This window comes from Ensifer sesbaniae (assembly GCF_013283665.1).
GTDB lineage: Bacteria > Pseudomonadota > Alphaproteobacteria > Rhizobiales > Rhizobiaceae > Ensifer > Ensifer sesbaniae.
The window spans coordinates 326921-352950 of sequence record NZ_JABEKU010000001.1; the positions used below are offsets into that span (position 1 = coordinate 326921).

General features: G+C 63.5%; 29 protein-coding genes and 1 tRNA gene. 15 read left to right on the plus strand and 15 right to left on the minus strand.

The window, feature by feature from the left end:
- Positions 1-12: 12 nt before the first annotated feature.
- The 5 genes from BHMPCIPO_RS01480 to BHMPCIPO_RS01500 all read right to left on the minus strand — a co-directional run bounded on the left by BHMPCIPO_RS01480 (position 13) and on the right by BHMPCIPO_RS01500 (position 5446).
- Entirely contained in the window at positions 13-1077 is a 1065-nt protein-coding gene (locus BHMPCIPO_RS01480) for a Gfo/Idh/MocA family protein (RefSeq protein ID WP_173515124.1), read from the minus strand.
- Entirely contained in the window at positions 1074-1913 is an 840-nt protein-coding gene (locus tag BHMPCIPO_RS01485) for a carbohydrate ABC transporter permease (protein ID WP_173515125.1), read from the minus strand. Before BHMPCIPO_RS01485 ends, BHMPCIPO_RS01480 begins: the two co-directional genes overlap by 4 nt.
- An 11-nt stretch (positions 1914-1924) precedes the next feature.
- Complete coding sequence (locus tag BHMPCIPO_RS01490) at positions 1925-2875, minus strand: carbohydrate ABC transporter permease (protein ID WP_173515126.1); 951 nt, start codon at positions 2873-2875, stop codon at positions 1925-1927.
- Positions 2876-3232: 357 nt separating this feature from the next.
- Positions 3233-4492 (minus strand): ABC transporter substrate-binding protein, encoded by a 1260-nt coding sequence (locus tag BHMPCIPO_RS01495; RefSeq protein WP_173515127.1) that lies wholly within the window; start codon positions 4490-4492, stop codon positions 3233-3235.
- Between the two features lie 57 nt (positions 4493-4549).
- Positions 4550-5446: an N-acetylmuramic acid 6-phosphate etherase gene (locus tag BHMPCIPO_RS01500; protein WP_173515128.1), complete on the minus strand. Its 897-nt coding sequence runs from the start codon at positions 5444-5446 to the stop codon at positions 4550-4552.
- Between the two features lie 199 nt (positions 5447-5645).
- On the opposite strand from BHMPCIPO_RS01500, the gene BHMPCIPO_RS01505 reads away from it, so the two are divergent.
- Genes BHMPCIPO_RS01505 through nagA form a run of 4 tightly spaced genes read left to right on the plus strand, consistent with a single transcriptional unit; the run spans position 5646 to position 9499 of the window.
- Positions 5646-6530, plus strand: coding sequence for a glucosamine kinase nucleotide-binding domain-containing protein (locus BHMPCIPO_RS01505; RefSeq protein WP_173515129.1), 885 nt, complete (start codon positions 5646-5648; stop codon positions 6528-6530).
- A complete protein-coding gene (locus BHMPCIPO_RS01510) occupies positions 6527-7291 on the plus strand; it encodes a GntR family transcriptional regulator (RefSeq protein WP_173515130.1) in 765 nt (254 codons plus the stop codon). The genes BHMPCIPO_RS01505 and BHMPCIPO_RS01510 overlap by 4 nt, the downstream gene beginning before the upstream one ends.
- Before the next feature lie 28 nt (positions 7292-7319).
- Positions 7320-8342, plus strand: a complete 1023-nt coding sequence (locus tag BHMPCIPO_RS01515) for an SIS domain-containing protein (protein WP_173515131.1) — start codon at positions 7320-7322, stop codon at positions 8340-8342.
- Positions 8339-9499, plus strand: a complete 1161-nt coding sequence (gene nagA / locus BHMPCIPO_RS01520; protein ID WP_173515132.1) for an N-acetylglucosamine-6-phosphate deacetylase — start codon at positions 8339-8341, stop codon at positions 9497-9499. The genes BHMPCIPO_RS01515 and nagA overlap by 4 nt, the downstream gene beginning before the upstream one ends.
- A gap of 74 nt (positions 9500-9573) precedes the next feature.
- Here the strand turns inward: nagA and BHMPCIPO_RS01525 are convergent, their stop codons facing one another.
- From BHMPCIPO_RS01525 to BHMPCIPO_RS01535, 3 genes are read right to left on the minus strand one after another with little or no spacing between them, the layout of a single operon-like run.
- Positions 9574-10299, minus strand: coding sequence for a copper homeostasis protein CutC (locus BHMPCIPO_RS01525; RefSeq protein WP_173515133.1), 726 nt, complete (start codon positions 10297-10299; stop codon positions 9574-9576).
- Positions 10296-11207 carry an ROK family protein gene (locus BHMPCIPO_RS01530; RefSeq protein WP_173515134.1) on the minus strand — a complete coding sequence of 304 codons (912 nt, stop codon included), beginning with the start codon at positions 11205-11207 and terminating at the stop codon, positions 10296-10298. Before BHMPCIPO_RS01530 ends, BHMPCIPO_RS01525 begins: the two co-directional genes overlap by 4 nt.
- The gene (locus tag BHMPCIPO_RS01535) at positions 11204-12565 is read right to left on the minus strand and encodes an amidase (protein ID WP_173515135.1); all 1362 of its coding nucleotides are present in this window, start codon (positions 12563-12565) and stop codon (positions 11204-11206) included. Before BHMPCIPO_RS01535 ends, BHMPCIPO_RS01530 begins: the two co-directional genes overlap by 4 nt.
- Positions 12566-12774: 209 nt before the next feature.
- On the opposite strand from BHMPCIPO_RS01535, the gene BHMPCIPO_RS01540 reads away from it, so the two are divergent.
- Positions 12775-13512 carry a sulfate transporter family protein gene (locus tag BHMPCIPO_RS01540; RefSeq protein ID WP_173515136.1) on the plus strand — a complete coding sequence of 246 codons (738 nt, stop codon included), beginning with the start codon at positions 12775-12777 and terminating at the stop codon, positions 13510-13512.
- Between the two features lie 99 nt (positions 13513-13611).
- Positions 13612-13821, plus strand: a complete 210-nt coding sequence (locus BHMPCIPO_RS01545; RefSeq protein ID WP_173515137.1) for a SlyX family protein — start codon at positions 13612-13614, stop codon at positions 13819-13821.
- An 84-nt stretch (positions 13822-13905) separates the two neighbouring features.
- Here BHMPCIPO_RS01545 and BHMPCIPO_RS01550 read toward each other — a convergent pair whose 3' ends face one another.
- From BHMPCIPO_RS01550 to BHMPCIPO_RS01560, 3 genes are all read right to left on the minus strand, one after another.
- On the minus strand, positions 13906-14898 hold the full coding sequence (locus tag BHMPCIPO_RS01550) for a BMP family lipoprotein (RefSeq protein ID WP_173515138.1): 993 nt from the start codon (positions 14896-14898) through the stop codon (positions 13906-13908).
- Between the two features lie 384 nt (positions 14899-15282).
- On the minus strand, positions 15283-15936 hold the full coding sequence (msrA, locus tag BHMPCIPO_RS01555) for a peptide-methionine (S)-S-oxide reductase MsrA (protein ID WP_173515139.1): 654 nt from the start codon (positions 15934-15936) through the stop codon (positions 15283-15285).
- Positions 15937-15979: 43 nt separating this feature from the next.
- The gene (locus tag BHMPCIPO_RS01560) at positions 15980-16297 is read right to left on the minus strand and encodes a hypothetical protein (RefSeq protein WP_173515140.1); all 318 of its coding nucleotides are present in this window, start codon (positions 16295-16297) and stop codon (positions 15980-15982) included.
- Positions 16298-16680: 383 nt separating this feature from the next.
- Between BHMPCIPO_RS01560 and BHMPCIPO_RS01565 the strand changes: the two genes are divergently transcribed.
- Together BHMPCIPO_RS01565 and BHMPCIPO_RS01570 are read left to right on the plus strand one after the other, a co-directional pair.
- A tRNA-Ser gene (locus BHMPCIPO_RS01565) sits at positions 16681-16770 on the plus strand.
- Between the two features lie 301 nt (positions 16771-17071).
- Positions 17072-17707, plus strand: coding sequence for a class I SAM-dependent methyltransferase (locus BHMPCIPO_RS01570; RefSeq protein WP_173515141.1), 636 nt, complete (start codon positions 17072-17074; stop codon positions 17705-17707).
- Positions 17708-17756: 49 nt separating this feature from the next.
- Here BHMPCIPO_RS01570 and BHMPCIPO_RS01575 read toward each other — a convergent pair whose 3' ends face one another.
- On the minus strand, positions 17757-18572 hold the full coding sequence (locus tag BHMPCIPO_RS01575; protein WP_173515142.1) for an aminotransferase class IV family protein: 816 nt from the start codon (positions 18570-18572) through the stop codon (positions 17757-17759).
- Positions 18573-18663: 91 nt separating this feature from the next.
- Here BHMPCIPO_RS01575 and BHMPCIPO_RS01580 point away from each other — a divergent pair, with 91 nt between their 5' ends.
- The 4 genes from BHMPCIPO_RS01580 (at position 18664) to BHMPCIPO_RS01595 (ending at position 20184) form a co-directional block, all read left to right on the plus strand.
- The gene (locus BHMPCIPO_RS01580; RefSeq protein WP_173515143.1) at positions 18664-19017 is read left to right on the plus strand and encodes a MerR family transcriptional regulator; all 354 of its coding nucleotides are present in this window, start codon (positions 18664-18666) and stop codon (positions 19015-19017) included.
- 208 nt (positions 19018-19225) lie between these two features.
- Positions 19226-19558: an ArsR/SmtB family transcription factor gene (locus BHMPCIPO_RS01585; protein ID WP_173515144.1), complete on the plus strand. Its 333-nt coding sequence runs from the start codon at positions 19226-19228 to the stop codon at positions 19556-19558.
- 1 nt (position 19559) lies between these two features.
- Entirely contained in the window at positions 19560-20054 is a 495-nt protein-coding gene (locus BHMPCIPO_RS01590; RefSeq protein WP_173515145.1) for an SRPBCC family protein, read from the plus strand.
- A complete protein-coding gene (locus BHMPCIPO_RS01595; RefSeq protein ID WP_173515146.1) occupies positions 20041-20184 on the plus strand; it encodes a hypothetical protein in 144 nt (47 codons plus the stop codon). Before BHMPCIPO_RS01590 ends, BHMPCIPO_RS01595 begins: the two co-directional genes overlap by 14 nt.
- 43 nt (positions 20185-20227) lie before the next feature.
- Here BHMPCIPO_RS01595 and cml read toward each other — a convergent pair whose 3' ends face one another.
- Both cml and BHMPCIPO_RS01605 read right to left on the minus strand, forming a co-directional pair.
- Positions 20228-21424: a CmlA/FloR family chloramphenicol efflux MFS transporter gene (gene cml / locus BHMPCIPO_RS01600; protein ID WP_173515147.1), complete on the minus strand. Its 1197-nt coding sequence runs from the start codon at positions 21422-21424 to the stop codon at positions 20228-20230.
- Positions 21425-21726: 302 nt separating this feature from the next.
- Positions 21727-21999 (minus strand): BON domain-containing protein, encoded by a 273-nt coding sequence (locus BHMPCIPO_RS01605; RefSeq protein WP_173515148.1) that lies wholly within the window; start codon positions 21997-21999, stop codon positions 21727-21729.
- A gap of 131 nt (positions 22000-22130) precedes the next feature.
- On the opposite strand from BHMPCIPO_RS01605, the gene BHMPCIPO_RS01610 reads away from it, so the two are divergent.
- A complete protein-coding gene (locus BHMPCIPO_RS01610; protein WP_173515149.1) occupies positions 22131-23075 on the plus strand; it encodes an AEC family transporter in 945 nt (314 codons plus the stop codon).
- A 145-nt stretch (positions 23076-23220) separates the two neighbouring features.
- Here BHMPCIPO_RS01610 and BHMPCIPO_RS01615 read toward each other — a convergent pair whose 3' ends face one another.
- The gene (locus tag BHMPCIPO_RS01615; protein ID WP_173515150.1) at positions 23221-23853 is read right to left on the minus strand and encodes a c-type cytochrome; all 633 of its coding nucleotides are present in this window, start codon (positions 23851-23853) and stop codon (positions 23221-23223) included.
- Between the two features lie 156 nt (positions 23854-24009).
- Between BHMPCIPO_RS01615 and BHMPCIPO_RS01620 the strand changes: the two genes are divergently transcribed.
- Both BHMPCIPO_RS01620 and BHMPCIPO_RS01625 read left to right on the plus strand, forming a co-directional pair.
- The gene (locus tag BHMPCIPO_RS01620) at positions 24010-24768 is read left to right on the plus strand and encodes a 3-deoxy-manno-octulosonate cytidylyltransferase (RefSeq protein ID WP_173515151.1); all 759 of its coding nucleotides are present in this window, start codon (positions 24010-24012) and stop codon (positions 24766-24768) included.
- Between the two features lie 19 nt (positions 24769-24787).
- Positions 24788-25642: a prephenate dehydratase gene (locus tag BHMPCIPO_RS01625; RefSeq protein ID WP_173515152.1), complete on the plus strand. Its 855-nt coding sequence runs from the start codon at positions 24788-24790 to the stop codon at positions 25640-25642.
- Positions 25643-26030: the final 388 nt, after the last annotated feature.

The following is a 26030-nucleotide window of genomic DNA, read 5'->3' on the forward strand; positions in this document are numbered from 1 at the left end:
CTGGTTGCCCCCTTAGAGTTTGACTGGTCTGCCGGTACGTACGCTTTCATCTGCGGCGAGGCAGATGCGCAGCGATTGGACGGCGTCGTTCATGTGACGGTCGAGGTCGATGTCTTCGCGAATGGCCTTCAGGACATAGGCCTGCTCGCGGTCGCAGAGTTCCTGGTGGCCGGGCTCGCCGTCCATCTTCAGGTCCTCGTCAGCCCTGAGGAACCGCCCGTCCGGGCCGGTTTCGGCGCTGTGCAGGCGGATGACCGCCGTCTTGGTATGCGTGTCGATATCGTCGGACTTCGCGTTCGGATCCATCACGATCGACACCGATCCCTTCGGCGACATCACGTCCTTCACGAAGAAGGCCGTCTCCGAGATCATCGGCCCCCAGCCGGCTTCGTACCAGCCGGTCGAACCATCCTCGAAGATCACCTGCAAGTGGCCGTAGTTGTACATATCCGGCGCGATCTCGTTGGAAAGGCGCAGGCCCATGCCACGCACTTCCACCGGCTTGGCGTCGGTGATCTGGCACATGACGTCGACATAGTGCACGCCGCAATCGACGATCGGCGGCGTCGTCTGCATCAGCGACTTGTGGGTTTCCCAGGTCGGGCCGCTCGACTGCTGGTTCAGGTTCATGCGGAAGACATAGGGACCGCCGAGCTTGCGGGCTTCGGCAATCAGCCGGATCCACGAGGGGTGATGGCGAAGGATGTAGCCGATCACCAGTTTCCGCCCGTGCTTCTTCGCAGCCGCGACGACGCGTTCGGCATCGGCGACGGTAGTTGCAAGCGGCTTCTCGACGAAGACGTCGGCGCCCGCCTCGAAGGCCATGACCGCAAAATCGGCATGGCTGTCGGAATAGGTACAGATCGAGCAGAGATCCGGCTTCAGCTCGGCAAGCGCCGTCTTGAAATTCGGATGGATCTCATAGCCGCGGAGCTCCTCCGGCAGCGGCACCTTCGAGCGGTTGACGAGGCCGACGATCTCGAAGCCGGGATTGTTGTGATAGGCGAGCGCGTGGCTGCGCCCCATGTTGCCGAGTCCCGCGACGAGGACCCGGATCGGTTTGCTGCTTGCGCTCACTTGACTGCTCCTGCCGTGATGCCGCGGATCAGTTGCCGCGAGAAGATGACGTAGAGAACGAGGACCGGAAGGATGGCGAGCGAGAGCGCCGCCAGCACCGCGTTCCAGTTGGTGACGAACTGGCCGATGAAGATCTGCGAGCCGAGCGTTACGGTCTTGGTTGCTTCCGCCGGCGCGAGGATCAACGGGAACCAGAGGTCGTTCCAGATCGGGATCATGGTGAAGACTGCAACCGTCGCCATGGCCGGTCGCACCAGCGGCAGCACCAGGCGGAAGAAGATCGCATATTCCGACAGTCCGTCGATGCGTCCGGCGTTCTTGAGGTCATCCGAAACCGTTCGCATGAACTCCGAGAGAATGAAGATCGCCAGCGGCAGGCCTTGCGCCGTATAGACCAGGATCAGCGCCGTCAGCGTGTTGACTAGGTTGGCGGCGACCATGCCCTGGAGAATGGCGACGGTGCCGAGACGGATCGGGATCATGATGCCGATCGCGAGATAGAGACCCATCACCGTGTTGCCGCGGAAGCGATACTCCGACAGTGCGAAGGCGGCCATCGCGCCGAAGAGCAGCACCAGCGCGATCGAAACGATCGTGACGATGAAGCTGTTCTGGAAATAGGTGGCGAAATCCCCCTGGCCGAGGACGGTTTCATATCCGATCAGACTGAAGGTCTGCGGTGTCGGGATCATCAACGGCGCCCGGAAGATCGCGTTGCGATCCTTGAACGAGTTGACGATCGTCAGGAACACCGGGAACAGCGACACGAGCGTATAGGCGATCAGCGCCACATGCACGAAGCCGGTGCGGAAGATGGAATTGCGTGCTTTCGACATCGCCGATCTCCTCAGAACTGGTAGCGGCGCATGCGGCGCTGGATGACGAAGAGGTAGAGCGAGACGCCGGCGAGAATGATCAGGAACATCACCGTGGCGATCGTCGCGCCCATGGAGCGGTCACCGAGCTGGAGCTGGAAACCGAAGAAGGTGCGGTAGAGCAGTGTGCCGAGGATGTCGGTCGACCCATCGGGGCCGGCAAGTGCACCCTGGACCGTGTAGATCAGGTCGAAGGCGTTGAAGTTGCCGACGAAGGTCAGGATCGAGATGATGCCGATGGCCGGCAGGATCAGCGGCAGCTTGATCTTCCAGAACTGGCTCCAGCCGGTGACGCCGTCGCATTCGGCCGCTTCGATCACCTCATCGGGGATGTTGAGCAGGGCCGCGTAAATCAGCATCATCGGAATGCCGACATACTGCCAGACCGAGATCAGCGACACGGCGATGAGCGCCGAACCGGGCTTGCCGAGCCAAGGCGCAAACAGCGTCTTCAGGCCGACGAGATCGAGCATCCCGGGCGCCACGCCCCAGATCGGCGACAGGATCAGCTTCCAGATGAAGCCGACGATGACGAAGGACAAGAGCGTCGGCAGGAAGATTGCCGTGCGGTAGAAGGTGACGAAGCGCAGCTTCGGGATTGACAGCATCGCGGCGAGCGCGACACCGATCGGGTTCTGTACGCACATGTGGATGATGAAGAAGATGACATTGTTCTTCAGCGCGTTCCAGAAGTCGTGGGCCCAGCGCTCGTCGCCGAACAATGTCTGGAAGTTGGCGAGCCCGACGAAGGCCGGCTGGCCGTCCACCGTGTTGAACAGCGACAGTCGCAGCGTTTCGATCAGCGGCAGGATCATGACCGCCGAGTAGATCAGGAAGGCCGGCAGCAGGAAAACGAGGATGTGCCAGCGCTTCGGCCGCCTTGCGGTCGGCTGTCCGTCTTGCACTGAAAGAGCGTCACTCATTGGTCCATCCGTTTCTAGAAGACCGGTCCCCAGACAATCACGATGCGCACCGACGCCACACGGCCGGTCTCGCCGTGTGCCATCTGCCCGTTTGGGCTTCATGACGAAGGTTAAGTCTATCGCGTTCTTTTGCAAACGACTGCGTCGGTGGCCTCCCAGAAGGGAGGCCTGTGACGCTGCGGCTGGGGGAGTGCCTCATGCGGCATGCCGCCCCGCCCGGCCTTGCTGCAAATGTCCCAAGGACAAACATGCAGCCTTCGAAGTGCTACGGCGGCCATTCTGCGTCCGGAAGGACACGGGGGCGGGCCGTAGGGCCGACCCTCCCCCGAAGGGGAGGGAACCTGTTGCGCTTACATCTTACTTCGCCGGCTTGTACCAGCCGTCGAGGCCCTTCTGCAGCTTCTCGGCAGCAACCTCCGGCGTATCCGTGCCGTTGATCACGTTGGCCGATTCAACCCAGGTTTCGTTCTCCAGGTTCGGCGTGCCGCGCGACAGGATCTGGTAGGTCGAGCGGATCGTCGGCTTGCACTTTTCGCGCCAGGAGACGAATTCCTGAGCGAGCGGATCGGCCATCTTCACCGGGGTCGAGTTCAGGCTGAAGAAACCCGGGAGCGCATTGGCGTAGATCTCGGCGAACTCCGGCGAAGCGACCCAGGTCAGGAAAGTCTTGGCCTGTTCCGCATGGGCGCTCTTGGCATTGAGGCCGATGCCGATGTCGTTGTGGTCCGAGATGTAGCAGGTGTCGCCGGCGTTTTTGACCGGCGGCGGGAAGGCGCCCATCTTGAACTGTGCCTGGGTGTTGAACAGGCCGATCTCCCAGGAGCCGGCCGGATAGATTGCGGCACGGCCAAGCGTGAACAGGTTCTGGCTGTCCGGATAGGTCTGGGCTTCGAAACCGTCGCCGAGATAGTCCTTCCACTTGGCAAGGACGCGGTAGGGCTCGACCCACGGCTCGTCGGTCAGCTTCTGTTCGCCCTTGATGAGGGCAGTACGGCCCTCTTCACCCTTCCAATAGGTCGGGCCGATGTTCTGGTAGCCCATGGTTGCGGCTTCCCAGAGGTCCTTGGTGCCCATCGCCATCGGAATGTAGTTGCCGTCGGCCTTGATCTTGTCGAGTGCGGCGAAGAATTCGGCTTCCGTCGTCGGGATCTGGATGCCGAGCTGGTCGAAGGCGTCCTTGTTGTAGATGAAGCCGTGGATGACCGAAGCCATCGGCACGCAGAAGGTCGTCTTGCCATCGTCGGTGGTCCAGGCGGACTTGGCGACAGGCGAGAAGTTCTCCATGCCCGGCAGCGCGGTCAGGTCGGTGAGGTGCTTCTTGTTGAAGAGCTCGAGCGAGGCGTCGAACGGGCGGCAGGTGATGAGATCACCTACAGAGCCGGCGTCGAGCTTGGCGTTCAGCGCCGCGTTGTATTCGGTCGGCGCCGTCGGGGCGAACTTGATCTTGATGCCCGGGTTCTTCGCTTCGAAGACCGGGATCAGCTTTTCCTGCCAGATTGCCAGGTCGTCGTTGCGCCAGCTTTCGATCGTCAGCGTCACGTCCTCGGCGTGCGCCAGGCCGGCCGTGCCGAGAATGCTCGAAGCGAGCAGCAGGCCTTTGATTGTTGTACGGGTCATGCAGGTTCTCCCTTTTTATAGGCGCCGCTTTGGCGCGGTTCAGATCCCAGAGTTCATTCAGGCCGAGACGATGTCGATCGCCCGGCGCAGGTTCTGTTTGGCCTCTTTCAGCGCGGCGTCGGCAGCCGCCACGTCCTTCGCGCCCGCGGCGAGAAGGATCGCGACCTTGACCGAACCTGAGGCCATGTTGATCAGCCGGCCGGCCTCGGCGGCGCTGACGCCGGTAATGTCGGTGACGATGCGGATGGCGCGGCCGTGCAGCTTGATATTGTCGGCGCGCAGGTTGACCATATGGCCGTCGAGCACGTGGCCGAGATGGATGCCGACCAGCGTCGAGAACATGTTGAAGGCGATCTTCTGTGCCGTGCCGGCGCCCATGCGGGTCGAGCCGGAGACCACTTCCGGCGGCGTTTGCAGGAGGATCGAGACGTCGGCATCCCTAAAGAGCGCAGCACCCGGATTGTTCGCGACGGCGATCACCTTCGCGCCGAGCTTGCGGGCCTCGTCGGCGGCGGCAAGCGCATAAGGGGTGGAGCCGCTGGCGGAAACGGAAACGAGACAGTCGCCCGCACCGATGCCGGCCTTCCGCACATCCTCGCGGGCGAGGTCCATATCGTCTTCATAGCCGCCGGCAAGATTACTGAGGCTGGCAGCACCGCCGGCAAGCAGGATGACGATCTGCTCCTGGGCAATGCCGTAGGTGCCGGGCAGCTCGAGCGCATCGGCCATTGCCATCAGGCCGGAACTGCCGGCGCCGGCATAGGCGAGGCGGTGGCCCGCAGAAAGCGCTTCGGCGGCGATGGAGGCGGCGGCAGAGATCGACTCGATGGCCGCATCGACGCTCTTGGCGGCCGCCTGTTGGCCGGATGCGAGCAGCCGCAGCGCCAGCGCCGGATGCATGAGATCCAGGCCCTTGGCGTTGTCGTGACGCTCTTCGGTCTTTGCTGGCGGCATGGGTCGTGTCTCCTCTCGGTTGAAATTAATGCCAAAAAAATACCAATTGTCCAGCAGAATTTAACTTTTGACGCCTGAAAAAACTGCGTGTCTAAATTAGTGCTTAAATTTCAATGTATTGCGACGAAATCGAAAGCGCCGACGGATTCGGACTTGGTTATTGGTATTTTTTTGGTATCCTCATTGGGCGGAGGTGCTCATGACAAATTACCTGATTGGAATCGATGGTGGCGGGACGAGCTGCCGGGCGGCCGTGGCAACGGCGGATGGGCGCATTCTCGGGCGCGGCAAGGCCGGCGCCGCCAACATCCTGACCGACCCGGAGACTGCGCTCGCCAATATTGGCGAAGCCGCGCGCGCTGCATTTGAAGAGGCCGGCCTCGATCCTGAGGGCATTGCCACCGCGAAGGCGATCGTCGGTGTGGCCGGACATAATGTCGGCGACGCCGTGCATTACGTGAAGCGTCGTCTGCCCTTCGCTGCCGCGGACATTGAATCGGACGGTTTGATCGCGCTGCAGGGTGCGCTCGGCAACCAGGACGGCGCGGTCGCCATCCTCGGCACCGGCACCATCTATATCCTGCGCCAGGGCGAAGCCGTCAGCTATATCGGCGGCTGGGGCTTCACCATCGGCGATCACGGCAGCGGCGCGCGCATCGGGCATGCCCTTCTGCAGGAGAGCCTGCTCGCCTTCGACAATATCCACGAGGCCTCCGCCATCACGGACGGCGTCATGGCTGAATTCAACAACGACCCGCGCGATGTCGTCGATTTCGCCCGCCTTGCCAAGCCGGGCGAGTTCGGCCGCTATGCGCCGCGGGTCTTCGAAGGCGCTGCCGCCGGCGACCCCGTTGCCGTGCGGCTCCTGAAAGCCGCAGCGGTCACCGTGGATGAGGCGCTCGACGTGGTTGTTGCCAGGGGATGCGAGCGGCTGTGCCTGCTCGGCGGACTGGCTCCGCTCTATCGTCCCTGGCTTGCCGAACGGCATCGGGCGCTGCTCGTCGAGGCGGAAGCGGACGCGTTGACCGGCGCGGTCGCACTTGCCGCCCAGCGCTTCGGGTCAAAGGCGAGGGCAGGCGCATGACGCATCAGCTCGCATCCATTCTGCCGCTCGATGCCCTGCAGTCCGGAGGGGCGGGGCCGCTCTATCTCAAGCTTCGGCAGTCGCTCGAAGAGGCGATCCAGTCGGGCAAGCTCAATCACGGTGACGCCTTGCCGCCGGAACGCGACCTCGCCGACTATGCCAACATCAGCCGTGTGACCGTGCGCAAGGCGGTGGACGATCTGGTGCGCGACGGACTGTTGGTGCGTCGCCACGGTTCCGGCACCTTCGTCGTCAAGCCGGTATCGAAGGTGCAGCAGTCGCTGTCGCGGCTGACCTCTTTCACCGAGGACATGGCGCGCCGCGGGCTCAATACCCATGCGCGCTGGCTGGAGCGCGGCCTGTTCCATCCTTCGCCGGACGAGATGATGGCGCTGGGCCTGCCGGCCGATGCCTTGGTCGCCCGCCTCGGGCGCCTGCGCATTGCCGACGACATGCCGCTCGCAATCGAGCGTGCCAGCATCTCGGCCGAGTTCCTGCCGGATCCGCAGGCCGTCACCTCGTCGCTCTATTCCGCGCTCGACAAGACGCGCTCGCGTCCGGTTCGGGCCGTTCAGCGCATCTCCGCCTGCAACATCAAGGACCCGGATGCCTCGATGCTCGGCGTTGCCGTCGGCTCGGCCGGCCTTTCCATCGAACGCGTCTCCTATCTCGCATCGGGACGTGTCGTCGAATTCACCCGCTCGCTCTACCGGGGCGATGCCTATGATTTTGTCGCGGAACTGACGCTTTCGGAATCCTAGAGCGACCGCCCGCAGAAAGGAATTGACCATGCAGACCAACATGCGCCGAGAAATCGACGAGATCCCCGAGGCCGCCCAGCGCCTGCTGGAGCGCTCGGCCGATCAACTCAAGGCCGCCGGGGCCGCGTTGCGCGCCAAGGATCCGGCCTTTCTGGTAACGATCGCCCGCGGCTCTTCCGACCACGCGGCGCTCTTCCTCAAATATGCGATCGAACTGCAGGCCGGTCGGCCGGTCGCCTCGCTCGGCCCGTCGCTCGCCTCGATCTACGGCGCCAAGCTGAAGCTCGGCAGTGCAGCGGCAATCGCGATTTCGCAATCGGGCAAGAGCCCCGACATCGTCGCCATGGCTCAGGCCGCGACCGACGCCGGCGCCGTCTCGATTGCGCTCACCAACACGCTGCCCTCGCCAATCTCCGAGGCCTGCACCCATCCGCTCGACATCCTGGCTGGCCCCGAGATCGCGGTTGCCGCGACCAAGTCCTACGTCAACTCGATCGTCGCCGGCCTCGCCGTGCTCGGCGAATGGACCGGTGACGCTGCGCTTAAGCGGGCGGTTGCTGACCTGCCGAACCAGTTTGCCAAGGCGGTGAAGCTCGATTGGCAGGCCTTCGCCGACGATCTCGGCGAGGCGGAGTCGCTCTACGTGCTCGGCCGCGGGCCGGCGCTGGCGATTGCCAGCGAGGCGGCGCTGAAGTTCAAGGAAACCTCCGGCATGCACGCCGAAGCCTATTCCGCGGCGGAAGTGCTGCACGGACCGGTGGCGCTCGTCGGCGCCAAGTTCCCGGTCTTGACGCTCGCAGCCCGCGACGCGGCGGAAACCTCGGTCGCCGGCATCGCCGACGGTATGGCGGAAAAAGGCGCAGTGGTTCATGTTACTTCGAGCCGTGCGGCCAAGGCCAAGCGCCTGCCGTTCGTCGAGACGGGCCATCCGATCACGGACGCGCTGACCTTGATCCTGCCGTTCTACGGCTTCGTGGAAGCCTGGTCGCGCTCGCGTGGTCTCAACCCCGATGCGCCGGCAAGCCTCAAGAAGGTAACGGAGACGAGATGAGCGAGAGGAAGGCATTCACCGGCGCCCGCCTGTTCGACGGCGTTGAATGGCACGACGGCTGTGCCCTCGTGATCGAGGCCGGCCGCGTCAAGGCGATCGTGGCATCGGCCGACGTTCCTGCCGATGCCGAAAGGATCGATGCGCATGGCATGCTGCTCGTGCCGGGCTTCATCGACCTGCAGGTCAATGGCGGCGGCGGCGCGCTTCTCAATGAGGAGCCCAGCGTCGAGGGCATCCGGCAGATCTGTTCGGCGCATGCCAAGTTCGGCACCACAGCACTGCTGCCGACACTGATCACCGATACGCGTGAAGTCAGAAGCGCCACCATCCACGCCGGCCTACAGGCCAAGGCCGCACATGTGCCCGGTTTCCTCGGCCTGCATCTCGAAGGCCCGCATCTCTCGGTCGCGCGCAAGGGCGCTCATGATCCGAAACTGATCCGTCCGATGGACGACGCCGATCTCGCGGAAATGCTCGATTGCGCGAAAGCGCTCGGCGTCTTGATGGTAACGGTGGCGCCGGAAAACGCCACCAAAGAGCAGGTGCGGGCGCTGGCCGATGCCGGTGTCGTCGTCAGCCTCGGCCACACCGATGTCGGCTACGAGACGGCCGTTGCCTATGCAAAAGCAGGCGCCAGGACGGTGACCCACCTCTTCAACGCCATGAGCGGTCTCGGTCATCGCGAACCGGGCGTGGTCGGCGCCGCGCTTGCCACCGGGACGCTGCATGCGGGCCTCATCGCCGACGGTTACCATGTCGAGCCGGCCTCGATGGGCGTGGCGCTTCGCGCCAAGACCGGTCCGGGCCAGATCTTCCTCGTCACCGATGCGATGTCGCCGATCGGCACCGACATGACCAGCTTCCAGCTGAACGGCCGCGAGATCTTGCGCGAGGGCGGCCGGCTGACGCTTGCGGACGGCACGCTCGCCGGCGCCGACATCGACATGCTCTCCTCGGTCCGCTTCGTGCACGAGAAGCTCGGCCTGCCGGTGGAGGAAGCCTTGCGCATGGCCTCCGCCTATCCGGCCGATGCCATGGGGCTTGCCACTCACAAAGGACGGCTGAAGCCCGGCGCGGATGCGGATTTCGTGCTGCTGACGCCGGAGCTCGGCATGGGCTCCACCTGGATTGGCGGCGTTCAGGTCTACGCCGCCTGATCGTCGCCGTCAGGCATAAACCCCGGACAGCGCAAAGCCTGTCCGGGGCTTTTTCATTTCGGGTGACATTTGTCTCAGCGCGCCGAAAGCCTCGCCTTCATCGCCCGGACCGTTTCCATATCGGTGCGCCGCCGATCGGCCGAGACGAAGCCCATCTCGACCAGCCGCCGATCCTGAGCCGGATCACGAATGGAGCAGGAGGAATGCACCTCGCTGACGGTCAGCCGGTCGAGAAGACCATCGACCGTATCGAGCGTGACGCCGGACCCCGGCATGATCGACAGCCTGCCCTTGGCGAGACCGACGATTTCGGCCAGCCGCTCGGTTGCCTGCGGCGCGCTCTTGGCGCCGCCGGAGGTCAGGATGCGCTCGAAGCCGAGTTCGACCGCCACCTCCATCGCCTCGGCAAAATCCGGCACCAGATCGAAGGCGCGGTGCAGCGTCATGCCGAGGCCGGCTGCGTGGCCGGTGAGCTTGATGAGCATTGAGGCATCGAGGCGGCCGTCGGCAAGCGAGGCGCCGAGCACGACGCCCGCCAGACCGGCGGCCCGCGCCGCATCGATATCCCGGCGCATGACGTCGAGATCTGCGGCGGAGAACACGAAATCGCCGGGGCGGGGGCGGATCATCGCGTAAACGGGCACCGGTGGCGGACCGGCCAGCGCCATCAGTCCAGGATTGGGCGTCAGGCCGCCGACGGAAAGCCCCGCGCAGAGCTCGATGCGGTCGGCACCGCCCTCGATGGCCGCATTCAGCCCGTCGGCATCATCGACGCAGACTTCGAGCTTGATGCCGTTCATGCCCTTTCCTCTCCCAGTCCGAGCAGTGCCGCGCCGATCAGGCCGGGCTCGACCCGGCACTCGCCCCGCACCACCAGCGGCCGGTCGAATTGCCTCAGAATCCGGCTACGAACCGCTCCGTCGATTTCAGCAAGCAATTCCTCCGAATTGGAAAGGCCGCCGCCGACCGGCACGATCGTCGCACCGGTGATGTTGATGACGAGCGCCAGCGGCGAGCTGACGAGATCGACGAGAAGCTCGACCGTACGCTTCGCCTCGGCGTCGCCCGCCCGCCAGGCCTCGATGATCTCATGGCTCGAAAGCGTCTTGCCATGCGCGGTCTGGTGCAGCCGCTCCAGCCCGCGCGCCCCGCCGATGGTATCGACGCAGCGCTTCTGGCCGCAACCGCAGTCATAGGCCGGAATGGCGATCGGCGGATAACCGGCCTGCGCCGCGATCGCCGGGCCGTGTCCCCATTCGCCGGCAAAGCCGCCATCCGCATTGATCAGCCGGCCGTCGATCACCAGGCCGCCGCCGACCCCGGTGCCGAGGATGGCGCCAAAGACGATACGATGCCCACGCCCGGCGCCGGCGCCGGCCTCGGCAAGCGCGAAACAGTCGGCGTCATTGGCGATCTTCACCGGCAGATGCAGCGCCGCTTCCAGCTCGGCAACCAGTTCACGCCCGTCGATGCAGGGGATGTTGGCACATTTGATCCGCCGCGTCTCCGGATCGATGACGCCGGTGATCGAGATCGCCACGCAGGCGGGATGCCCGCCGGCCTCGTCGAGCACCGATTCGAGCACCTGCACGAACTGGCGGAAGTTGTTGAGCGGTGTCGTCCGTCGCGGCAACGGGAAGATCCGATCGCGCGAATGGACGATCGCGCCCTTGATCGCCGAACCACCGATATCGAAACAGACGATCATGCCTCACCCCGGATGATCGCTTCGGCTGAAAGCGCGACCGAAAGCAGCCTGTCGTCCTGGTGATGCGGGGCTGCAAGCTGGAAGCCGACGGGCATTTCCGCCGCACCGGTACCGCAGGGAATGGAGATGCCGCAGAAATCCAGGAAATTGCCGATCGACGTGTTGCGGAGCGTCTTGGCATTGGTCTTGAAGAACAGCTCGTCGTCCTCGATCAGCGGCGCGATCGGCGGCGCCACATGCGGCAGCGTCGGATGGGCGATGAGCTCGTTCGGCTTCAGGCCATCGACCGTCTCGTGGATCAGCTGGTCGCGCGCGTCGAGCAGGGCGATATAGTCGGGCATGGTGATCTTTTCGCCGAGCCGGGTGCGGGCAACGACGCGCGGGTCCATGGCATTGGCTTCGGGACCGGCAAGTCGCTCGCGGTGAAGTGCGTAGGCTTCCGCCGTCACCAGGGCGCCATGGCGTGCCATCAGCCCGAATATCGCCGAAAAGGCCGGGAAGGCGCGGCGGGTGACGGCAACACCGGCTCTTTCGAGCCGCCGGATGGCATCCTCGAAAGCCTCTATGACTTCTGTCTCGGCATCGTCGAAGACCACCGTTTCCGGGATCACCAGCGAGACACCGGAGAGGTCGGCACGGCGCACCGTCGGCGCCGTCAGCCCATGCATGGCGGCGTCGACCCAGACCGCATCCTGAACCGTATGGCAAAGCGGCCCAAGCGAATCCAGGCTTTCGGCCAGAGGATAGACGCCCTTCATCGCGTAGCGGCCGCGTGTCGCCTTGTAGCCGACGATGCCGGTCATCGCCGCGGGAATGCGGATGGAGCCACCGGTGTCGGTACCGATGGCCGCCGGCACCAGCCCGGCCGCGACCGCGACTGCAGAGCCTGACGACGAGCCGCCGGGAATGCGTTCGACGTCCGTGGCCGCTGGGTTCCTCGGCGTGCCGTAATGCGGGTTGATGCCAAGGCCCGAAAAGGCGAACTCGCTCATATTGGTGCGGCCGACGCTGACCATGCCGGCGGCGGCGATGGCGGCGACGACCGGAGCGTCGCTCCTTGCCGGGGCGCTTGTCTGCAACACCGTCGAGCCGGCGGTCGTGACGCTGCCGGCCATGTCGAACAAGTCCTTCCACGCAACCGGCAGGCCGTCGAGCAGCCCGAGGGAACGTCCCGCCCTGAGGCGTTTCGAGGCGGCGTCCGCATCGCGCGTCGCGCGCTCAGTCGTCAGTTCGACGAAGATGGCATAGTCGCCATGCGCGTCTATGGCCGCATAGGTTTCCTTGGCGAGGTCGACGGGGTCCAGCTTGCCGCCCTGAACGAGCACGGAAAGGCTGGCGAGTGTCTTCTGTTCTGTCATGTCATCCTCCGCGTACCGCCGTTATTGCCTGCCACGGGCAATCGCACTTATCCCCTAGCATATCGTCGCCCTTGGCGTTTTCCATGCTCCACATAGGCGAGACCGATGAATCTTGCATAAAGACCATGCGCAGGCCGGGCACGCCTTGTCGGCCGCAACGCCTCTGCCTACATGCCTCATCGAACCTTGGCCGACATTGGAGAGCGATGATGATATTGGATGCGGCACGGCTTGCGCTCGCCAATCTGCTTGCGCCCGAGACGAGGTCGGTTTTCTGGAAGGTGCTGGGCCTGACGATCCTGGCGCTCGTGGCGCTCTGGTTTGCCCTGCGCGAACTGTTTACCTGGCTGGCGCTGCCGTGGATCGATACGCTGATGCCGGGCACGCCCGTCTGGGCCGGCTGGCTGACGTTCGTTCTCGGCATCTTTGCAAGCCTCGGGCTGGCGCTCGCGCTTGCTCTGCTGCTCGCGCCCGTCACCGCGCTGATTGCCGGCTTCTTCCTCGACGACGTTGCCGAGGTGATCGAGAAGCGGGACTATCCGAACGAGCCCAAGGGCCAGCCTTTGCCGCTCGGCGAGGCGATCGCCGGCTCGGTGAAGTTCCTCGGCGTCGTCATCCTCGGCAACCTGGTGGCACTCTTCCTGCTGCTCGTTCCGGGCGTCAATCTGGTCGCCTTCTTTCTGGTCAACGGCTACCTGCTCGGACGCGAATTCTTCGAGTTCGCGGCGATGCGCCACCGTGCGCCGGCGGAGGCCCGGCTCTTCCGCGAGAAGCACCGCTCCACCGTGTTCCTCGCCGGCCTTCTGCTTGCGGCCTTTCTGGCGGTGCCGGTCGTCAACCTGCTGACGCCGCTCTTTGCCGCCGGTCTGATGGTGCATCTCCACAAGCGGCTTTCGGCAAAGGACCCCGGATTTTCGCTGTCGGGCGGTGCTGCGGCGAAGGCCTGAGACGCTGTTGCTTGACATCATGCCGGCTGTGGCCAATCTGCCGGCAAAATCCCATTGTGCTGCGCGCAGGCCGGCGCATGGCAGGACGGAGTGATACAGATGAACAAGACGGACGAACGGATCACCCATCTCGAAGAAACGGTCGCCCATCAGGCCAAGACCATCGAGGAGCTTTCCGATCAGCTCGCCGAGCAATGGAAGGTGGTGGAGCAGACGCGCGCCAAGCTCGACCGGCTGACCGAGCGCTTCCTGACGCTGGAGGAGCAATCGCTCGACGCGCCGGCGATCACACGGCCGCCGCACTATTGAGCGCAGCCGCAAAAGCCGGAGCAAACAAAAAGGGCCGCCGGTCCAAACGAACCGGCGGCCTTTTTCGTTACCTAAGCGCTGCACTTAGTAGGGGCAGGACTCGTCGCTCATGTAGTCGTGAACTTCGACCTTGCCGGCAATGATTTCGGCTTTCACCTTTTCCACCGCGTCGAGCATCTCGGGCGTGATCAGCGCCTTGTTGTTGTCGTCGAGCGCATAGCCGACGCCGTCTTCCTTGAGGCCGAGGTTGGAAATGCCGAATTCGAACTTGTCGTCCTTGGCCGCCTTGAAGGCTTCATAGACGGCGACGTCGACGCGCTTCAGCATCGAGGTCAGGACCTTGCCCGGCTGCAGGCCGTTCTGGTTGGAGTCGACGCCGATGCCAAGCTTGCCAGCATCCGCTGCTGCCTGCAGAACGCCGACGCCGGTGCCGCCGGCAGCGTGGTAGACGACATCCGCGCCCTGGTCGATCTGCGACTTGGCGATTTCGCCACCCTTGACCGGGTCGTTCCAGGCGTCCGGCGTCGTGCCGGTGTAGGCTTCGAGAACCTTGACGTCAGCGCCGGTCGACTTGGCGCCGCCGACGTAACCGCAGGCGAACTTGTGGATCAGCGGAACGTCCATGCCGCCGACGAAGCTGACCGTCTTCGACTTGGAAGCGAGACCGGCGAGAACGCCGACGAGGTAGGAGCCTTCCTGTTCCTTGAAGACGACCGATTTGACGTTCGGCTTCTCGACGACCATGTCGATGATCGCGAACTTGGTGTTCGGATATTCAGGGGCGATCTTCTCGAGCGAAGCTGCCCAGTTGAAGCCGGCCATGACGATCGGGCTGTTGCCGTCGCTGGCAAAGCGGCGCAGCGCCTGCTCGCGCTGGGCGTCGTTGGCGATTTCGAACTCGCGGTATTCGACACCCGATTCCGTCTTGAACTTCTCGGCGCCGTTATAGGCAGCCTCGTTGAAGGATTTGTCGAACTTGCCGCCGAGATCGTAGATGATCGCCGGCTTGATGTCGGCGGCCAATGCCGTGGCGGACATCATCGAAAAGGCAAAGAGACCGAGAATTGTTTTTTTCATCGTGCAGCCCTGTTGTCGCTATTGATCTTATTGGGTCCTCCCGCCGGCTCCCTGACGGAAGCCTGTCTGCGGAACCCACCCCCTTCTCCTTGGGGCTAGGGTGGCGCATCCTTGCACGGCCACGGCAAAAAAACACTCAAAATTTTTCAGATGGTAAAAATTGAAGCCACAGATGCCGCTGCCCGTAAGGCACCGGTTCTGTTGCGCTTTTGAGGACGCGGGCAAGTGTGCGCGCCCATCCGGCGCGGCCTGAGGGTTGTGGGCATCCCTCTTGCGTTCGAGATGCCCAGAGCGGTGCCGAGGTGTCGAGCGGAATGAGGAAATGTGTGCTTGTTTATTTGCCCGCATGCCGCTCTGGCCGAAACGAAGCGATCATCTTGTCGTCTAGTGGCCGATGGGGCAGCTCACCCCGGTGCCGCGCAGGCCGCAATAGCCGTTCGGGTTCTTCGCCAGATATTGCTGATGATAGTCTTCGGCGAAGTAGAACGGGCCAGCCTTGCCGATCTCCGTGGTGATCCTGCCGCCATGGTTGGAGTGCTTCAGCGCCGACTGAAAGGCCGTGCGCGCAGCTTTGGCCTCCGCCAACTGCTCATCGTCATAGGTATAGATCGCCGAGCGGTAGGTGGTGCCGATATCGTTGCCCTGGCGCATGCCCTGGGTCGGATCGTGCTCCTCGAAGAAGGTCTTGAGCAGAGTCGCAAGCGGAACCTTCGCGGGATCATAGACGACCAGCACCACCTCGGCATGGCCGGTGAGCCCGGTGGTCGTCTCCTGATAGGTCGGGTTCCGCGTCAGCCCGCCGGCATAACCGACGGCCGTGACATAGACGCCGGGAATGTTCCAGAACAGTCGCTCTGCGCCCCAGAAGCAGCCCATGCCGAGCAGGATCTTCTTCGTGCCGTCGGGGTAGGGGCCCTTCAGCGGCCGGCCGGAAACGAAATGCGTCTCGGCCGTCGGGATCGCCTCATCGCGACCCGGCAGCGCCGTCTGCGCATCCGGCATGATCATCTTCTTGTGGAACATGTCGATCAGGAACATCAGCCTACTCCTTTCGTCGGTGCGGAGGTGAGTCCCGCGAAAATCAGGCGGCGAAGCGGCCGGCCGCCGGCCGTTTCTTGTATCCGACCATCCACAGAACGAGGGCGAGCAGTGCCAGCACGGCGAAGGCCGGCTGCATCAGCACCCAATGCAGGGTCAAATGCCAGATCGTCGGCGCCGTATCGGAACGCTGCGCGAACTGGATCCAGCTCGCCGTATCGGCGCCAAGCGCCTCCAGATCGTCGCCGAGCGAAGTCATGACCAGCTGCGATGCGGCGACCGACTGGATCGCATCGACGGCGCCCGCAAGTACGGCGGCAAACAACACGACGGCGCTCGCCAGTCTCAGTAGAAACCGCATCGATCTAAATTCCCTTTCGTCACATCGGCTGGCGCGCTGTCATGGTCAGGCGCGGCGCCCGGCGGCATCTTCCTCGATCGCACGGGACTCGGACAAGGCCCGGCGGCGAAATTATGCGGTAATCTGAACACTGGCCGATGCGGCATCTGGACCTGCCCGGGAGCGTGATGCTCGTCCCGGCACAAGAGATAAGCGTGCCGCCCGGCATGCACAATGGGGACGACGGGTCGCTCGTTTCACAAGATGTCAACAATCTGTCAGAAAGCAGTTGATCCCAGGCAAATCATCGGTATATAGACGCGCGTCCGCCGGTTCACGCCGGCTGGCACCGAAGGGCCTCGCCCTTCCCATCCAGCCGGATTGACCGTCGGCTGCTGACGGATGGACAGGTGGCCGAGTGGTTGAAGGCGCACGCCTGGAACGCGTGTATACGTGAAAGCGTATCGAGGGTTCGAATCCCTCTCTGTCCGCCATTTCTCCCCATTATTTCGGATGCCACCCAGCGCGATCCTGCGGCGATCTGTGTCTTGCGCCGCCCGCATCGTCAAACGTCGCCGGCGCTTTCTTCTTGCGACCGTCGATGCTCGCCTGGCTTGAGAGGCTCCTCCGCCGACTGACGATCCGTTCTCCGCCATTTGTTGACGACTGCGCGGTACCGCGCGTCTTCTTTGGTACGGATCGCCGTTGGAGCTCGGCGGGATTTGTTTGTTCGGCATGACCGCGGCATTGAGCCCGGTGCCGAGGAGATCTGGTCGCGATCTGGGGACAGGCAGCATGAGCATCGCAAGCGCGCGTTTCTGGGACCGGACGGCGCGGCGATACGCCAAGGGAGCGATCGCGGACCCGGCTGGATATGAGCGCACGCTCGACCGCACCCGCGCCCTGCTTCTGCCCGATGACCGCGTGCTGGAGCTCGGTTGCGGCACGGGGACAACGGCGTTTCGCCTCGCCGGCGATGTGCGGGAGTATCTTGCGACCGATTTTTCCGCCGCGATGATCGCAATTGCGAGCGAGAGGTACGGCGCCGACCTGGTGCCGAACCTCGCCTTCCGCACGGCGACGGCCGAAATGCTCGCCGCCGAGCGCGTGCAATATGATGCGGTTCTGGGCTTCAACTATCTCCATCTCGTGCGCGACCTCTCAGGCACGCTTGGCAACATCCACGCCCTGCTTGCCTCGAGGGGACTCTTCATCTCCAAGGCGCCCTGTGTCGGGGAGATGAACCCGCTGATCCGTTTGGTATTGTTGCCGGCGATGCGGGCACTCGGAAAGGCGCCCTATGCCGCAACTTTCGACTTGATCGAGTTGAGCCAAGAGATGACGGCCGCCGGTTTCGAGATTCTGGACATTGAAAACCACGCGACGAAGGGCAATGACAATCGTCCCTATATCGTCGCCCGCAAGCGGTGAGGCGGGCCGCGGCGGTGCGGTTGGCCCGCCTCGGCCAATCTCAACAGATCTAAACAGACTCGGCCGGCTCGGCCCCATGCGCCGCATGCAACAGGCCCAGGAACGTCTTCGCTTGCGGGATCGCGGTCGAGCCGATCACGGTCACCGCGATACCCGGTGTCCATGAATTCATGACCGCCGCACCGGAAAACTCCTTGAGCCGGCTAAGGGTGATTTCCTCATGGCGCTGCGGTACGCCGAGGCGCTCGAGTTGCCGCTGAACCGTACCCATCATCGTGCCTGTCAACATCGCGGCCTTGGGCCAGATGACCGCTTCGCCGTCCCAGAAGACGAGATTCCAGATCGTTGCTTCGCTGAGGCGTCCATGCCGGTCAATGAAGGCGGCGTCGTCGAAGCCGTCGCGCACGGCCTGATGCAGATAGTAGGTTTTTCCGGATTCGCCGACATGCTTGAAATTGGCAAGCGGCCGCTCATGTTCCACCACCGCGAGCCGCAGCGGCCCGGTAGGGCCATCCGAAGGGGCCGCCGTGCGCACCATGACCGCGGGCTCGACATCCATGCTGTCGGGTGTGAATTCGCCGTGCGGCGAAAAGACCGTGACCGTCAGCGACTGGTCCGCTGGACCGGCGCCGATCGCCTGTCTGATGTGAACGCGCAGATCCTCGTCGGGCAATGCGCGGCCGAAGAAGGCGAGCGAGGCGTCGTTGAGGCGCTTCAGATGCAGGTCCAGGCCTCTGATCTTGCGATCCCGAACCTGGATCGCGGTGAAGTGTGCGAAGCCGGCAAAGGCCAAGGGGATAAGGTCGGCGGCTTTGGCCAGGTGGCCGTTGAGCGCCGCTGGATAGAAGCTGGTTTCGCTCGTCATGTTCTTGCTCCTGGTGTGTTCACATGAAGGAGCCAATAGGTTTAAGGTCTGACAGCGCTGTCAGGGTCAAGGGCGCGGCGAAGGGAACGGAATGAAAATAGGCGAGCTGTCGAAACGCACCGGCGTCAGCATCAGGATGCTGCGTTACTACGAGGCTGAAGGGCTCTTGAAGCCAGAGCGCACGAGAAACGGCTATCGCGATTATGATCTGGCGGAGGTGAGAACCGTCGAGCGTATCAAGCTCCTGGGTGCCGGCGGCATGACCCTTGCGACGATCCTGCAGTTCCTGCCCTGCGTGCGCGGCGAAGGTCCGATCTTTGAACCCTGCGACGAACTGCGCCTTACCCTGCGCCAACAGATTCGCCTCGTGGAAGAGAAGACGCAAAAGCTGGCACAGAGCCGCAGCGTGCTGGAGACTTTTCTGCAGGAGATAGGCGAGCGCTGATCTTCTGCCGGGGGCGAGCCCGCGTTTTGCGGGGGCCGTTGCGGGCCTCATCAGCGCTTACGCGACGGGATTGCGACCAAACCCGTTCTGGCCGCCATCCAGAAGTCAGGGGCGCGCGAAGGCGTGTGACGAATTGGCCCTGAGCCTGTCGGGCCGAACTTCAATAGTTAGCTGTTGCGCTAAGTGTCTGGCCGTGATACTTAGCCTTATGGAACAGTATTCAGAACGATTGGACGTGATCTTTCAGGCGCTCGCCGATCCGACCCGGCGCGCCGTGCTGGCGCGGCTTGGCGGTGGCCCGGCGAGCATCAGCGATCTCGCCAGACCCTTCGACATGGCCCTGCCGTCCTTCATGAAGCACATCCACTTCCTGGAAGGCAGCGGCCTGATCCGCACGCACAAGCAAGGCCGGGTGCGCACCTGCGCCATCGAGAAGGCGCAGTTCGCCGTGGTCGAGACCTGGCTCTCCGCGCAGCGCGCACTGTGGGAAGGCCGTGCCGACCGGCTGGAAAAATTCGTCACTGAACGCGAGGAGGAATGACATGACCCGCTCCCCAGATCCCGATCTCGACCTGACGATGGCGCGCATCATCAAGGCGCCTCGTTCCACGGTCTGGCGCGCCTGGACCGACCGCAAACGTCTCGAGCAATGGTGGGTCCCGGCGCCGGCACGATGCAAGGTGATCGACATGGACCTGAAGTTCGGCGGCAGCTTCGTGACCCAGATCAGCGAAGGCGGCGGCGATTTCGTTCCGCATATCAATGCGTGCTTCCTCGCGGTGGACGAACTCTCTCGCATCGTCTTCACGGACACGCTGGTCGCTGGCTGGCGGCCGGCGGAAAATGCCTTCATGACGGCCATCATCACGCTCAGCGATCATCCGGCCGGAACACAATATGCCGCCCACGTGATGCACCGGAGCAAGGCCGATCGCGACATGCACGAGGAGATGGGCTTCTACGACGGCTGGGGAACGGTGGCGGCGCAGCTGGCCCGCCTCGTCGAGCAGCAGACACTGGATCATGATTTCTCATGACAATGCCGAGCAGGTCGTGGTGCGCAGACGCGGCGCTCGCGCGCTGCCTGACAAGGCTGGGGCCTGCCTCAAGGGTGAGGTCAAGGGACATCTTTCTCGAATGCCGGCAGCCGCCGGACCGGTCGGCTGAATGCCTCCCGAAGCGGGCAATCGCTCCGGGAGGCACGGTGCAGCTATTGCCTTTCGCGTCGGTTCAGGAGCGCCAGCGCCAGCAGCGTGACCGTCGCCATGACCAGGCAATAGCCGACGAGCGGCCAGGCCGTATCACCGCTGAGAAGCAGCACGGCGCCGGTGCCGACGAGGGCGACGATCAGGCTTTGGATGCAGAAGTAGAGCGCCACCGCCGTTCCGGCGATCGCATCGAAGGCCTTCAGCGCACCGTTCGCGGTCACCGAGGCGGTCATGACGATGCCGACGGCGATCACCCACATGGGCAGCACGAAGCTTGCGAACGAAGGTGTGGTGAGGACTTCGCCAACGGCAAGCAGGAGCCCGCCGGACATCAGCACCGCCATGCCGCGCACGAGGCATCCCGGGATCCCGTAACGAGCGACGAAGCCCTTGGCGAAGCGCGTGGTCAGGATCATCACCCCTGCCGCACTCGCAAAGGCCAGGCTAAAGCCGAACTGCGAATAGCTGGCGCGGTCGATCAGCAGGCGCGGCGCGGTCGAGAAGAATACGAAGAACGCGCCCATCGCCGTGCTGAAGCCGAGCGTATAGGTCCAGAACGCGCCGCTTCTGAGAACAGGCGCGAAGCTGGGCTTCCCGTTGCCGGAGGGGGCGGGCCGGGTTTCCGACCAGCGCGGTAGCGCCTGTCCGAGCGCCGCAAGGCCGAGCACGCCGAGCGTCAGGAAGATCGCCTGCCAGCCGAAGGCACCCGATATCAGCGCGCCGGCAATCGGTCCGAACGCCGGAACGAAGGAGAGCATGGCGCTGACGAGGCCGTAGATGGTGACGCCGTCCGGACGGGCGCCATAGACATCCCGCACCGTCGCAAAAGTCGCGACCAGCGCCGCCGAGGCGCCCGCCGCTTGCACGAGCCGGAGTGTCACGAAGACCGGGGCCGAGGTGGTGACAGCAAGCAGCAATGACGTCAGTGCAAACAAAGTCGCGCCACCGAGAAGCACCGGACGGCGGCCGAAGCGGTCGGAAAGCGGGCCGAAGAGAACCTGTCCCAAGCCAAGCATGAGCATGTAGAGGCTGAGCGTCAGTTGGACGATTTCCGGCGATGTGCCGAGAATGCGAGGCATCTGAGGCACGACGGGCAGGTAGATGTCCATGGCGAGTGACGCCAGGATATCGAAGGGCGCCATCAGCAGCAGCGCCGCCGGCAGCCTATGGGACCAGGTGGGTGAGTTATGATCGGGCATGATGAAACATCCGCGCAAATGGGTAACATTCGGCGGCGATCTGCCACTTCATCAAATCCTGGGAGTATGAGCCGACAGACGCCGCAACAACTTTCTCAAACCGTTGTTGCGGCTTATCGGGTTGCTGACTCGTCGGTCCTCATGCGGTCATCCGGAATGTTGCTCGTCGATCAAACGTCCACCTATTTAGCATCTGGGCCAGATCTCAACAACCCGGCCGCGCATCACCCGAAAGCCCTGGCCCTCGGTCCCATTTCCAACTTCCGTTTGTCTTGGGTGTGAAAAGAAAATTGGCTTTCGACTTAGTCTGTCGCGCCCGGCTTCACGGTCAGCCGGTTCTCGACGCTGGCAACACCGGCCACCGATGCTGCCGCATCGCCGGCGCAGATGACGTCCGCCTCACTTGCCACCACTCCGGTAAGCACCACGATGTCGCCGAGTGCGATGACGGAGACTGTGCTGGTGTCGATCATCGTCGCATAGCCGATAAAACGCAGCACCTTGTCGGCGAGCGCGTCATCCGTGAGATGCGGATCGTCGTCCCTATGGGCGTAAATGGGCTTCTCTGGCGGCATGGTACGTTCCTCATGCTCTTCCCGAACGCCTGCCGTGTGCGAAGGTTCCCTTTAAGGCGCGCGGCCGTCGCGCGCTTGCGATCGTGGAGTGAACCCGGCTATTGCTGGCTGTCCCATCCCAAGGCCCTTGCATGTCCGACATTTTCCAGAACGTCCTGCCCATCTTCATTCTGATCTTTGCCGGCTGGCTCTTGGTTCGGTCAGGCTATCTGAAACCGACTGTCGGCGAGGCGCTCGGGGACTTCGTTTTTCGCGTCGCGGTTCCCATTCTGCTGTTCCGCACGATTGCCGAGGCCGATTTCAAGGACGGTTCGCCGTGGCCGCTCTGGGTCGCCTATTTCTCCGGCGTCGCGGTGACCTGGACGGTCGGACATCTGGCGGCAATGCTCATTTTCGGCCGCGACGCGCGCATGGGCGTATTGGCCGGCGTTTCCTCGGCATTCGCCAATACCGTGTTCATCGGTCTGCCGCTGGTCTCGCGCATCGTCGGCGAGGAGGGCATTGTCGCGATTTCGATCCTGCTGTCCGTCCACCTGCCTGTGATGATGATCGCCGGCACGCTGCTGATGGAGCGTGCCGAGCGCCGCACGAGCGGCAAGCCAGGGCAAGATCCGTTGCAGCTTCTCGCCGGCGTCGGCCGCAATCTGCTGCGCAACCCGCTGGTCATCGGGCTTGCTTGCGGCGCTGCCTTTCATCTCGTCGGCCAACCGCTCGGCGGACCGGTGAAGACCGTCGTCGACCAGCTTGCCTCGATGGCGGCACCGGCGGCGCTGGTCTCGATCGGCATGGCGCTTGACAAATACGGCCTTGCCGGCAATCTCGGCCTTGCCTCCTTTACGAGTGTTCTGAAGCTCCTCATCATGCCGGGGGTCGTCTTCACCAGTTGCCACCTGCTTGGCCTCAACGACAACTGGACGACGGCGCTGGTGCTGACATCGGCGGTTCCGACAGGCGTAAACGCCTGGCTGATCGCCAACCATTTCAACGTCGGCCACGCGCTCGCCTCCTCGACGATCACATTGACGACCGCGCTCGGCGTCGTCAGCGTTTCGGTCTGGGCCTATCTGCTGGTGTAACTGCTTAGGAAGTTCGGGAGCGTGTTTCCTCGGGAGGAATGAAATCTCCTCTTCCGCTTGCATGGGCGTCGCCGTGCCTTGCACACGCAAAAAGGCCCGGCGCGCGCGCCGGGCCTTTTTACGGGGCTGTTTCCAGCCGCTGAGCTTATTGCGCCGGTGCCGGCTGGCCTTCGGCAGGCTTGGATTCCGTGGCCGGAGCGACCTGGCCTTCGGCCGCGCCGCCAGCAGCATCCGGCAGCGGAGCCGGAGAATCGGCCTGCTCGCGCAGCCAGGCGATCAGGTTGGCGCGCTCATCCGGCTTCTTGAGGCCGGCGAAACCCATGGCAGTGCCCGGAACATGCTTCTTCGGGGCTTCGATGAAGAAGCTGAGGTGGTCGTAGTCCCAGTTGACCTTGCCACCTTCGGAGAAGGTCTTCATGCCGGCCGAGTAGCTGAAGCCCTCATGCGAGGCGACCGGACGGTTGACGACGCCCCAAAGGTTCGGCCCGACCTTGTTCGGACCGCCCTTCTCGGCGGTGTGACAGCTTGCGCACTTCTTGAATACGGCAGCACCGGCAGATGCATCGGCCTTGAGGAGCAGCGGCTTGATATCGACTTCGGCTGCTTCGCCGCCACCGCCGGCACCGGCTTCAGCCGTGCCTTCCTCGGCGACGATCGTGAAGCCTTCCTTCTCGGGAGCTTCGGAATGGAAAATGCCTTCCGATGCAATGGACACGGACATCAGAACGAAGACCGTCCCCAGAAAGGCACCCACGCCCATGTTCACATATGAATTCATCTGCAAACGCTCCCTTTGCCACCGGCGCAAACAAAAACCCGGCCTATCTTGAAATCGCGCGGAACCTATGTCTTTTGGCTCTGCGTTGCAACAGTGATTATCGGCCCCTAACTGAGACTTATTGACACTTTCAGCGGGGTTTTTGAAGGCCAGATCATGAATCGCGAAAATTCAGGTAAAGCCATCGTGCTCATTCCGGCGCGCATGGCCTCGACACGCCTGCCCGGAAAGCCGCTCGCCGACATTTGCGGCCTGCCGATGATCGTTCAGGTTGCCACGCGTGCCCGGGAAGCGGACGTCGGCCGGGTCGTCGTCGCCGTCGACGATCAGCAGGTCTTCGACGTGGTGCGCGCGGCCGGCTTTGAAGCGATGATGACCCGCATCGACCACCAGTCCGGTTCCGACCGGATCTACGAGGCGCTGCTGAAGGCCGACCCGGATGGCGAAGCCGAGATCGTCATCAACGTGCAAGGCGATCTGCCGACGGTCGAGCCCGCATCGATCCGCGCGGCGTTGAACCCGCTTGAAAATGCCGGCACCGATATCGCGACGTTGACGGTGCCAATCACCGAAGAGGGCGAAAAGACCAACCCGAACATCGTCAAGGTCGTCGGCTCGCCGCTTAGCGAATCGCGAATGCGCGCGCTCTATTTTACCCGCGCGACCGCGCCCTATGGACAGGGCCCGCTTTATCATCACATCGGCCTCTATGCCTATCGCCGCCAGGCGCTGGAGCGCTTCGTCGCGCTTCAGCCCTCCACCTTGGAGCGCCGCGAATCGCTCGAGCAGCTACGCGCGCTCGAAGCCGGCATGCGCATCGATGTCGAGATCGTCGATTCGGTTCCGCTCGGCGTCGACACGCCGGTGGAGCTGGAAAAAGCCCGCCGTATCCTTTCCGCCCACCAATCCGAATAAGCCTGAGAAGGAAGCTACCGTGACCGTCAAGACCAACAGGATTTCCTTCCAGGGCGACTACGGCGCCAATTCCGACATGGCCTGCCGCGACATGTTCCCGTCGATGGAGCCGTTGCCCTGCCAGACCTTCGAGGATGCCTTCGTCGCAGTCGAGAACGGTGATGCCGACCTCGCGATGATCCCGATCGAGAACACGATCGCCGGCCGCGTCGCCGACATCCATCACCTCTTGCCGGAATCGCGGCTGCACATCGTCGGCGAATATTTCATGCCGATCCGCTTCCAGCTGATGGTGCTGCCTAGCGTGACGCGGGATGAAATCCGTACGGTGCACAGCCACATCCACGCGCTCGGCCAGTGCCGCAAGATCGTGCGCGCCAATGGCTGGAAGCCGGTTGTCGCCGGCGACACGGCCGGTGCGGCAAAGCTCGTCTCCGAAAAGGGCGACCGTTCGATGGCGGCGCTTGCGCCGCGGCTTGCCGCCGACCTCTATGGCCTCGAGATCATCGCCGAGAACGTCGAGGATACCGAAAGCAACGTCACCCGCTTCGTCGTGCTTTCCCGGCAGGAACAGCACATCGCCCGCAGCAGCGACGACGAGCTGATCATCACCACCTTCGTCTTCAATGTCCGCAACATTCCCGCCGCACTCTACAAGGCGATGGGCGGTTTCGCGACCAATGGCATCAACATGACGAAACTCGAGAGCTATCAGCTCGGGGGCAAGTTCGTGGCCACGCAGTTCTATGCCGACATCGAAGGGCATCCGGATGATATCGGCGTGCGTCACGCCATGGATGAGCTTCGCTTCTTCTCCGAGAAGGTGCGCATCCTCGGCACCTACAAGGCGCATCCGATGCGCGGCGTTCTCTGAGCCAAGCCGTTCCACCGGTTCAAGAAACCTCTGAAGTGGGGGTACGCGTCAGACGAGTGCCCTCGCTCGTTCTGTGGCCCGAAGAGAGCATGGCGGCTCATCGGCGCCTCTCCTCGTGCCTCGGTGCGACCGGCGAACGAGGTCTGGAAATGCCTCATTTCTGACCAGTTATCGCCTATGTTTGGCCCTGCCGCCGCATTTAGCGCCTTCCTGACTGCAGGCCGGCTAACGATTTCTGCTAAATTTGTGATTGCTTGCGGCAGGTGATTTTCGCCCGGATTTCCGGTGCGAATCATTGGCTTCGCGATCTCATTGCCGCTGACGAATGCGGCAAATATTCGTTAACCGGCTACGCGTCTGGCGCATGCCTAACTTGCAATCGCGGCGG

What these genes read in the sequence shown, in the direction of transcription:
- BHMPCIPO_RS01495 (WP_173515127.1), bottom strand. Translation starts at nt 4,492, where the DNA reads ATGACCCGTACAACAATCAAAGGCCTGCTGCTCGCTTCGAGCATTCTC.
- BHMPCIPO_RS01605 (WP_173515148.1), bottom strand. Translation starts at nt 21,999, where the DNA reads ATGCCGCCAGAGAAGCCCATTTACGCCCATAGGGACGACGATCCGCAT.
- BHMPCIPO_RS01590 (WP_173515145.1), top strand. Translation starts at nt 19,560, where the DNA reads ATGACCCGCTCCCCAGATCCCGATCTCGACCTGACGATGGCGCGCATC.
- BHMPCIPO_RS01610 (WP_173515149.1), top strand. Translation starts at nt 22,131, where the DNA reads ATGTCCGACATTTTCCAGAACGTCCTGCCCATCTTCATTCTGATCTTT.
- BHMPCIPO_RS01575 (WP_173515142.1), bottom strand. Translation starts at nt 18,572, where the DNA reads ATGACGAGCGAAACCAGCTTCTATCCAGCGGCGCTCAACGGCCACCTG.
- BHMPCIPO_RS01580 (WP_173515143.1), top strand. Translation starts at nt 18,664, where the DNA reads ATGAAAATAGGCGAGCTGTCGAAACGCACCGGCGTCAGCATCAGGATG.
- BHMPCIPO_RS01535 (WP_173515135.1), bottom strand. Translation starts at nt 12,565, where the DNA reads ATGACAGAACAGAAGACACTCGCCAGCCTTTCCGTGCTCGTTCAGGGC.
- BHMPCIPO_RS01515 (WP_173515131.1), top strand. Translation starts at nt 7,320, where the DNA reads ATGCAGACCAACATGCGCCGAGAAATCGACGAGATCCCCGAGGCCGCC.
- BHMPCIPO_RS01570 (WP_173515141.1), top strand. Translation starts at nt 17,072, where the DNA reads ATGAGCATCGCAAGCGCGCGTTTCTGGGACCGGACGGCGCGGCGATAC.
- BHMPCIPO_RS01485 (WP_173515125.1), bottom strand. Translation starts at nt 1,913, where the DNA reads ATGTCGAAAGCACGCAATTCCATCTTCCGCACCGGCTTCGTGCATGTG.
- msrA (WP_173515139.1), bottom strand. Translation starts at nt 15,936, where the DNA reads ATGTTCCTGATCGACATGTTCCACAAGAAGATGATCATGCCGGATGCG.
- BHMPCIPO_RS01525 (WP_173515133.1), bottom strand. Translation starts at nt 10,299, where the DNA reads ATGAACGGCATCAAGCTCGAAGTCTGCGTCGATGATGCCGACGGGCTG.
- BHMPCIPO_RS01585 (WP_173515144.1), top strand. Translation starts at nt 19,226, where the DNA reads ATGGAACAGTATTCAGAACGATTGGACGTGATCTTTCAGGCGCTCGCC.
- BHMPCIPO_RS01505 (WP_173515129.1), top strand. Translation starts at nt 5,646, where the DNA reads ATGACAAATTACCTGATTGGAATCGATGGTGGCGGGACGAGCTGCCGG.
- BHMPCIPO_RS01595 (WP_173515146.1), top strand. Translation starts at nt 20,041, where the DNA reads ATGATTTCTCATGACAATGCCGAGCAGGTCGTGGTGCGCAGACGCGGC.
- BHMPCIPO_RS01550 (WP_173515138.1), bottom strand. Translation starts at nt 14,898, where the DNA reads ATGAAAAAAACAATTCTCGGTCTCTTTGCCTTTTCGATGATGTCCGCC.
- BHMPCIPO_RS01530 (WP_173515134.1), bottom strand. Translation starts at nt 11,207, where the DNA reads ATGATCGTCTGTTTCGATATCGGTGGTTCGGCGATCAAGGGCGCGATC.
- BHMPCIPO_RS01560 (WP_173515140.1), bottom strand. Translation starts at nt 16,297, where the DNA reads ATGCGGTTTCTACTGAGACTGGCGAGCGCCGTCGTGTTGTTTGCCGCC.
- nagA (WP_173515132.1), top strand. Translation starts at nt 8,339, where the DNA reads ATGAGCGAGAGGAAGGCATTCACCGGCGCCCGCCTGTTCGACGGCGTT.
- BHMPCIPO_RS01545 (WP_173515137.1), top strand. Translation starts at nt 13,612, where the DNA reads ATGAACAAGACGGACGAACGGATCACCCATCTCGAAGAAACGGTCGCC.
- BHMPCIPO_RS01500 (WP_173515128.1), bottom strand. Translation starts at nt 5,446, where the DNA reads ATGCCGCCAGCAAAGACCGAAGAGCGTCACGACAACGCCAAGGGCCTG.
- cml (WP_173515147.1), bottom strand. Translation starts at nt 21,424, where the DNA reads ATGCCCGATCATAACTCACCCACCTGGTCCCATAGGCTGCCGGCGGCG.
- BHMPCIPO_RS01615 (WP_173515150.1), bottom strand. Translation starts at nt 23,853, where the DNA reads ATGAATTCATATGTGAACATGGGCGTGGGTGCCTTTCTGGGGACGGTC.
- BHMPCIPO_RS01540 (WP_173515136.1), top strand. Translation starts at nt 12,775, where the DNA reads ATGATATTGGATGCGGCACGGCTTGCGCTCGCCAATCTGCTTGCGCCC.
- BHMPCIPO_RS01620 (WP_173515151.1), top strand. Translation starts at nt 24,010, where the DNA reads ATGAATCGCGAAAATTCAGGTAAAGCCATCGTGCTCATTCCGGCGCGC.
- BHMPCIPO_RS01510 (WP_173515130.1), top strand. Translation starts at nt 6,527, where the DNA reads ATGACGCATCAGCTCGCATCCATTCTGCCGCTCGATGCCCTGCAGTCC.
- BHMPCIPO_RS01490 (WP_173515126.1), bottom strand. Translation starts at nt 2,875, where the DNA reads ATGAGTGACGCTCTTTCAGTGCAAGACGGACAGCCGACCGCAAGGCGG.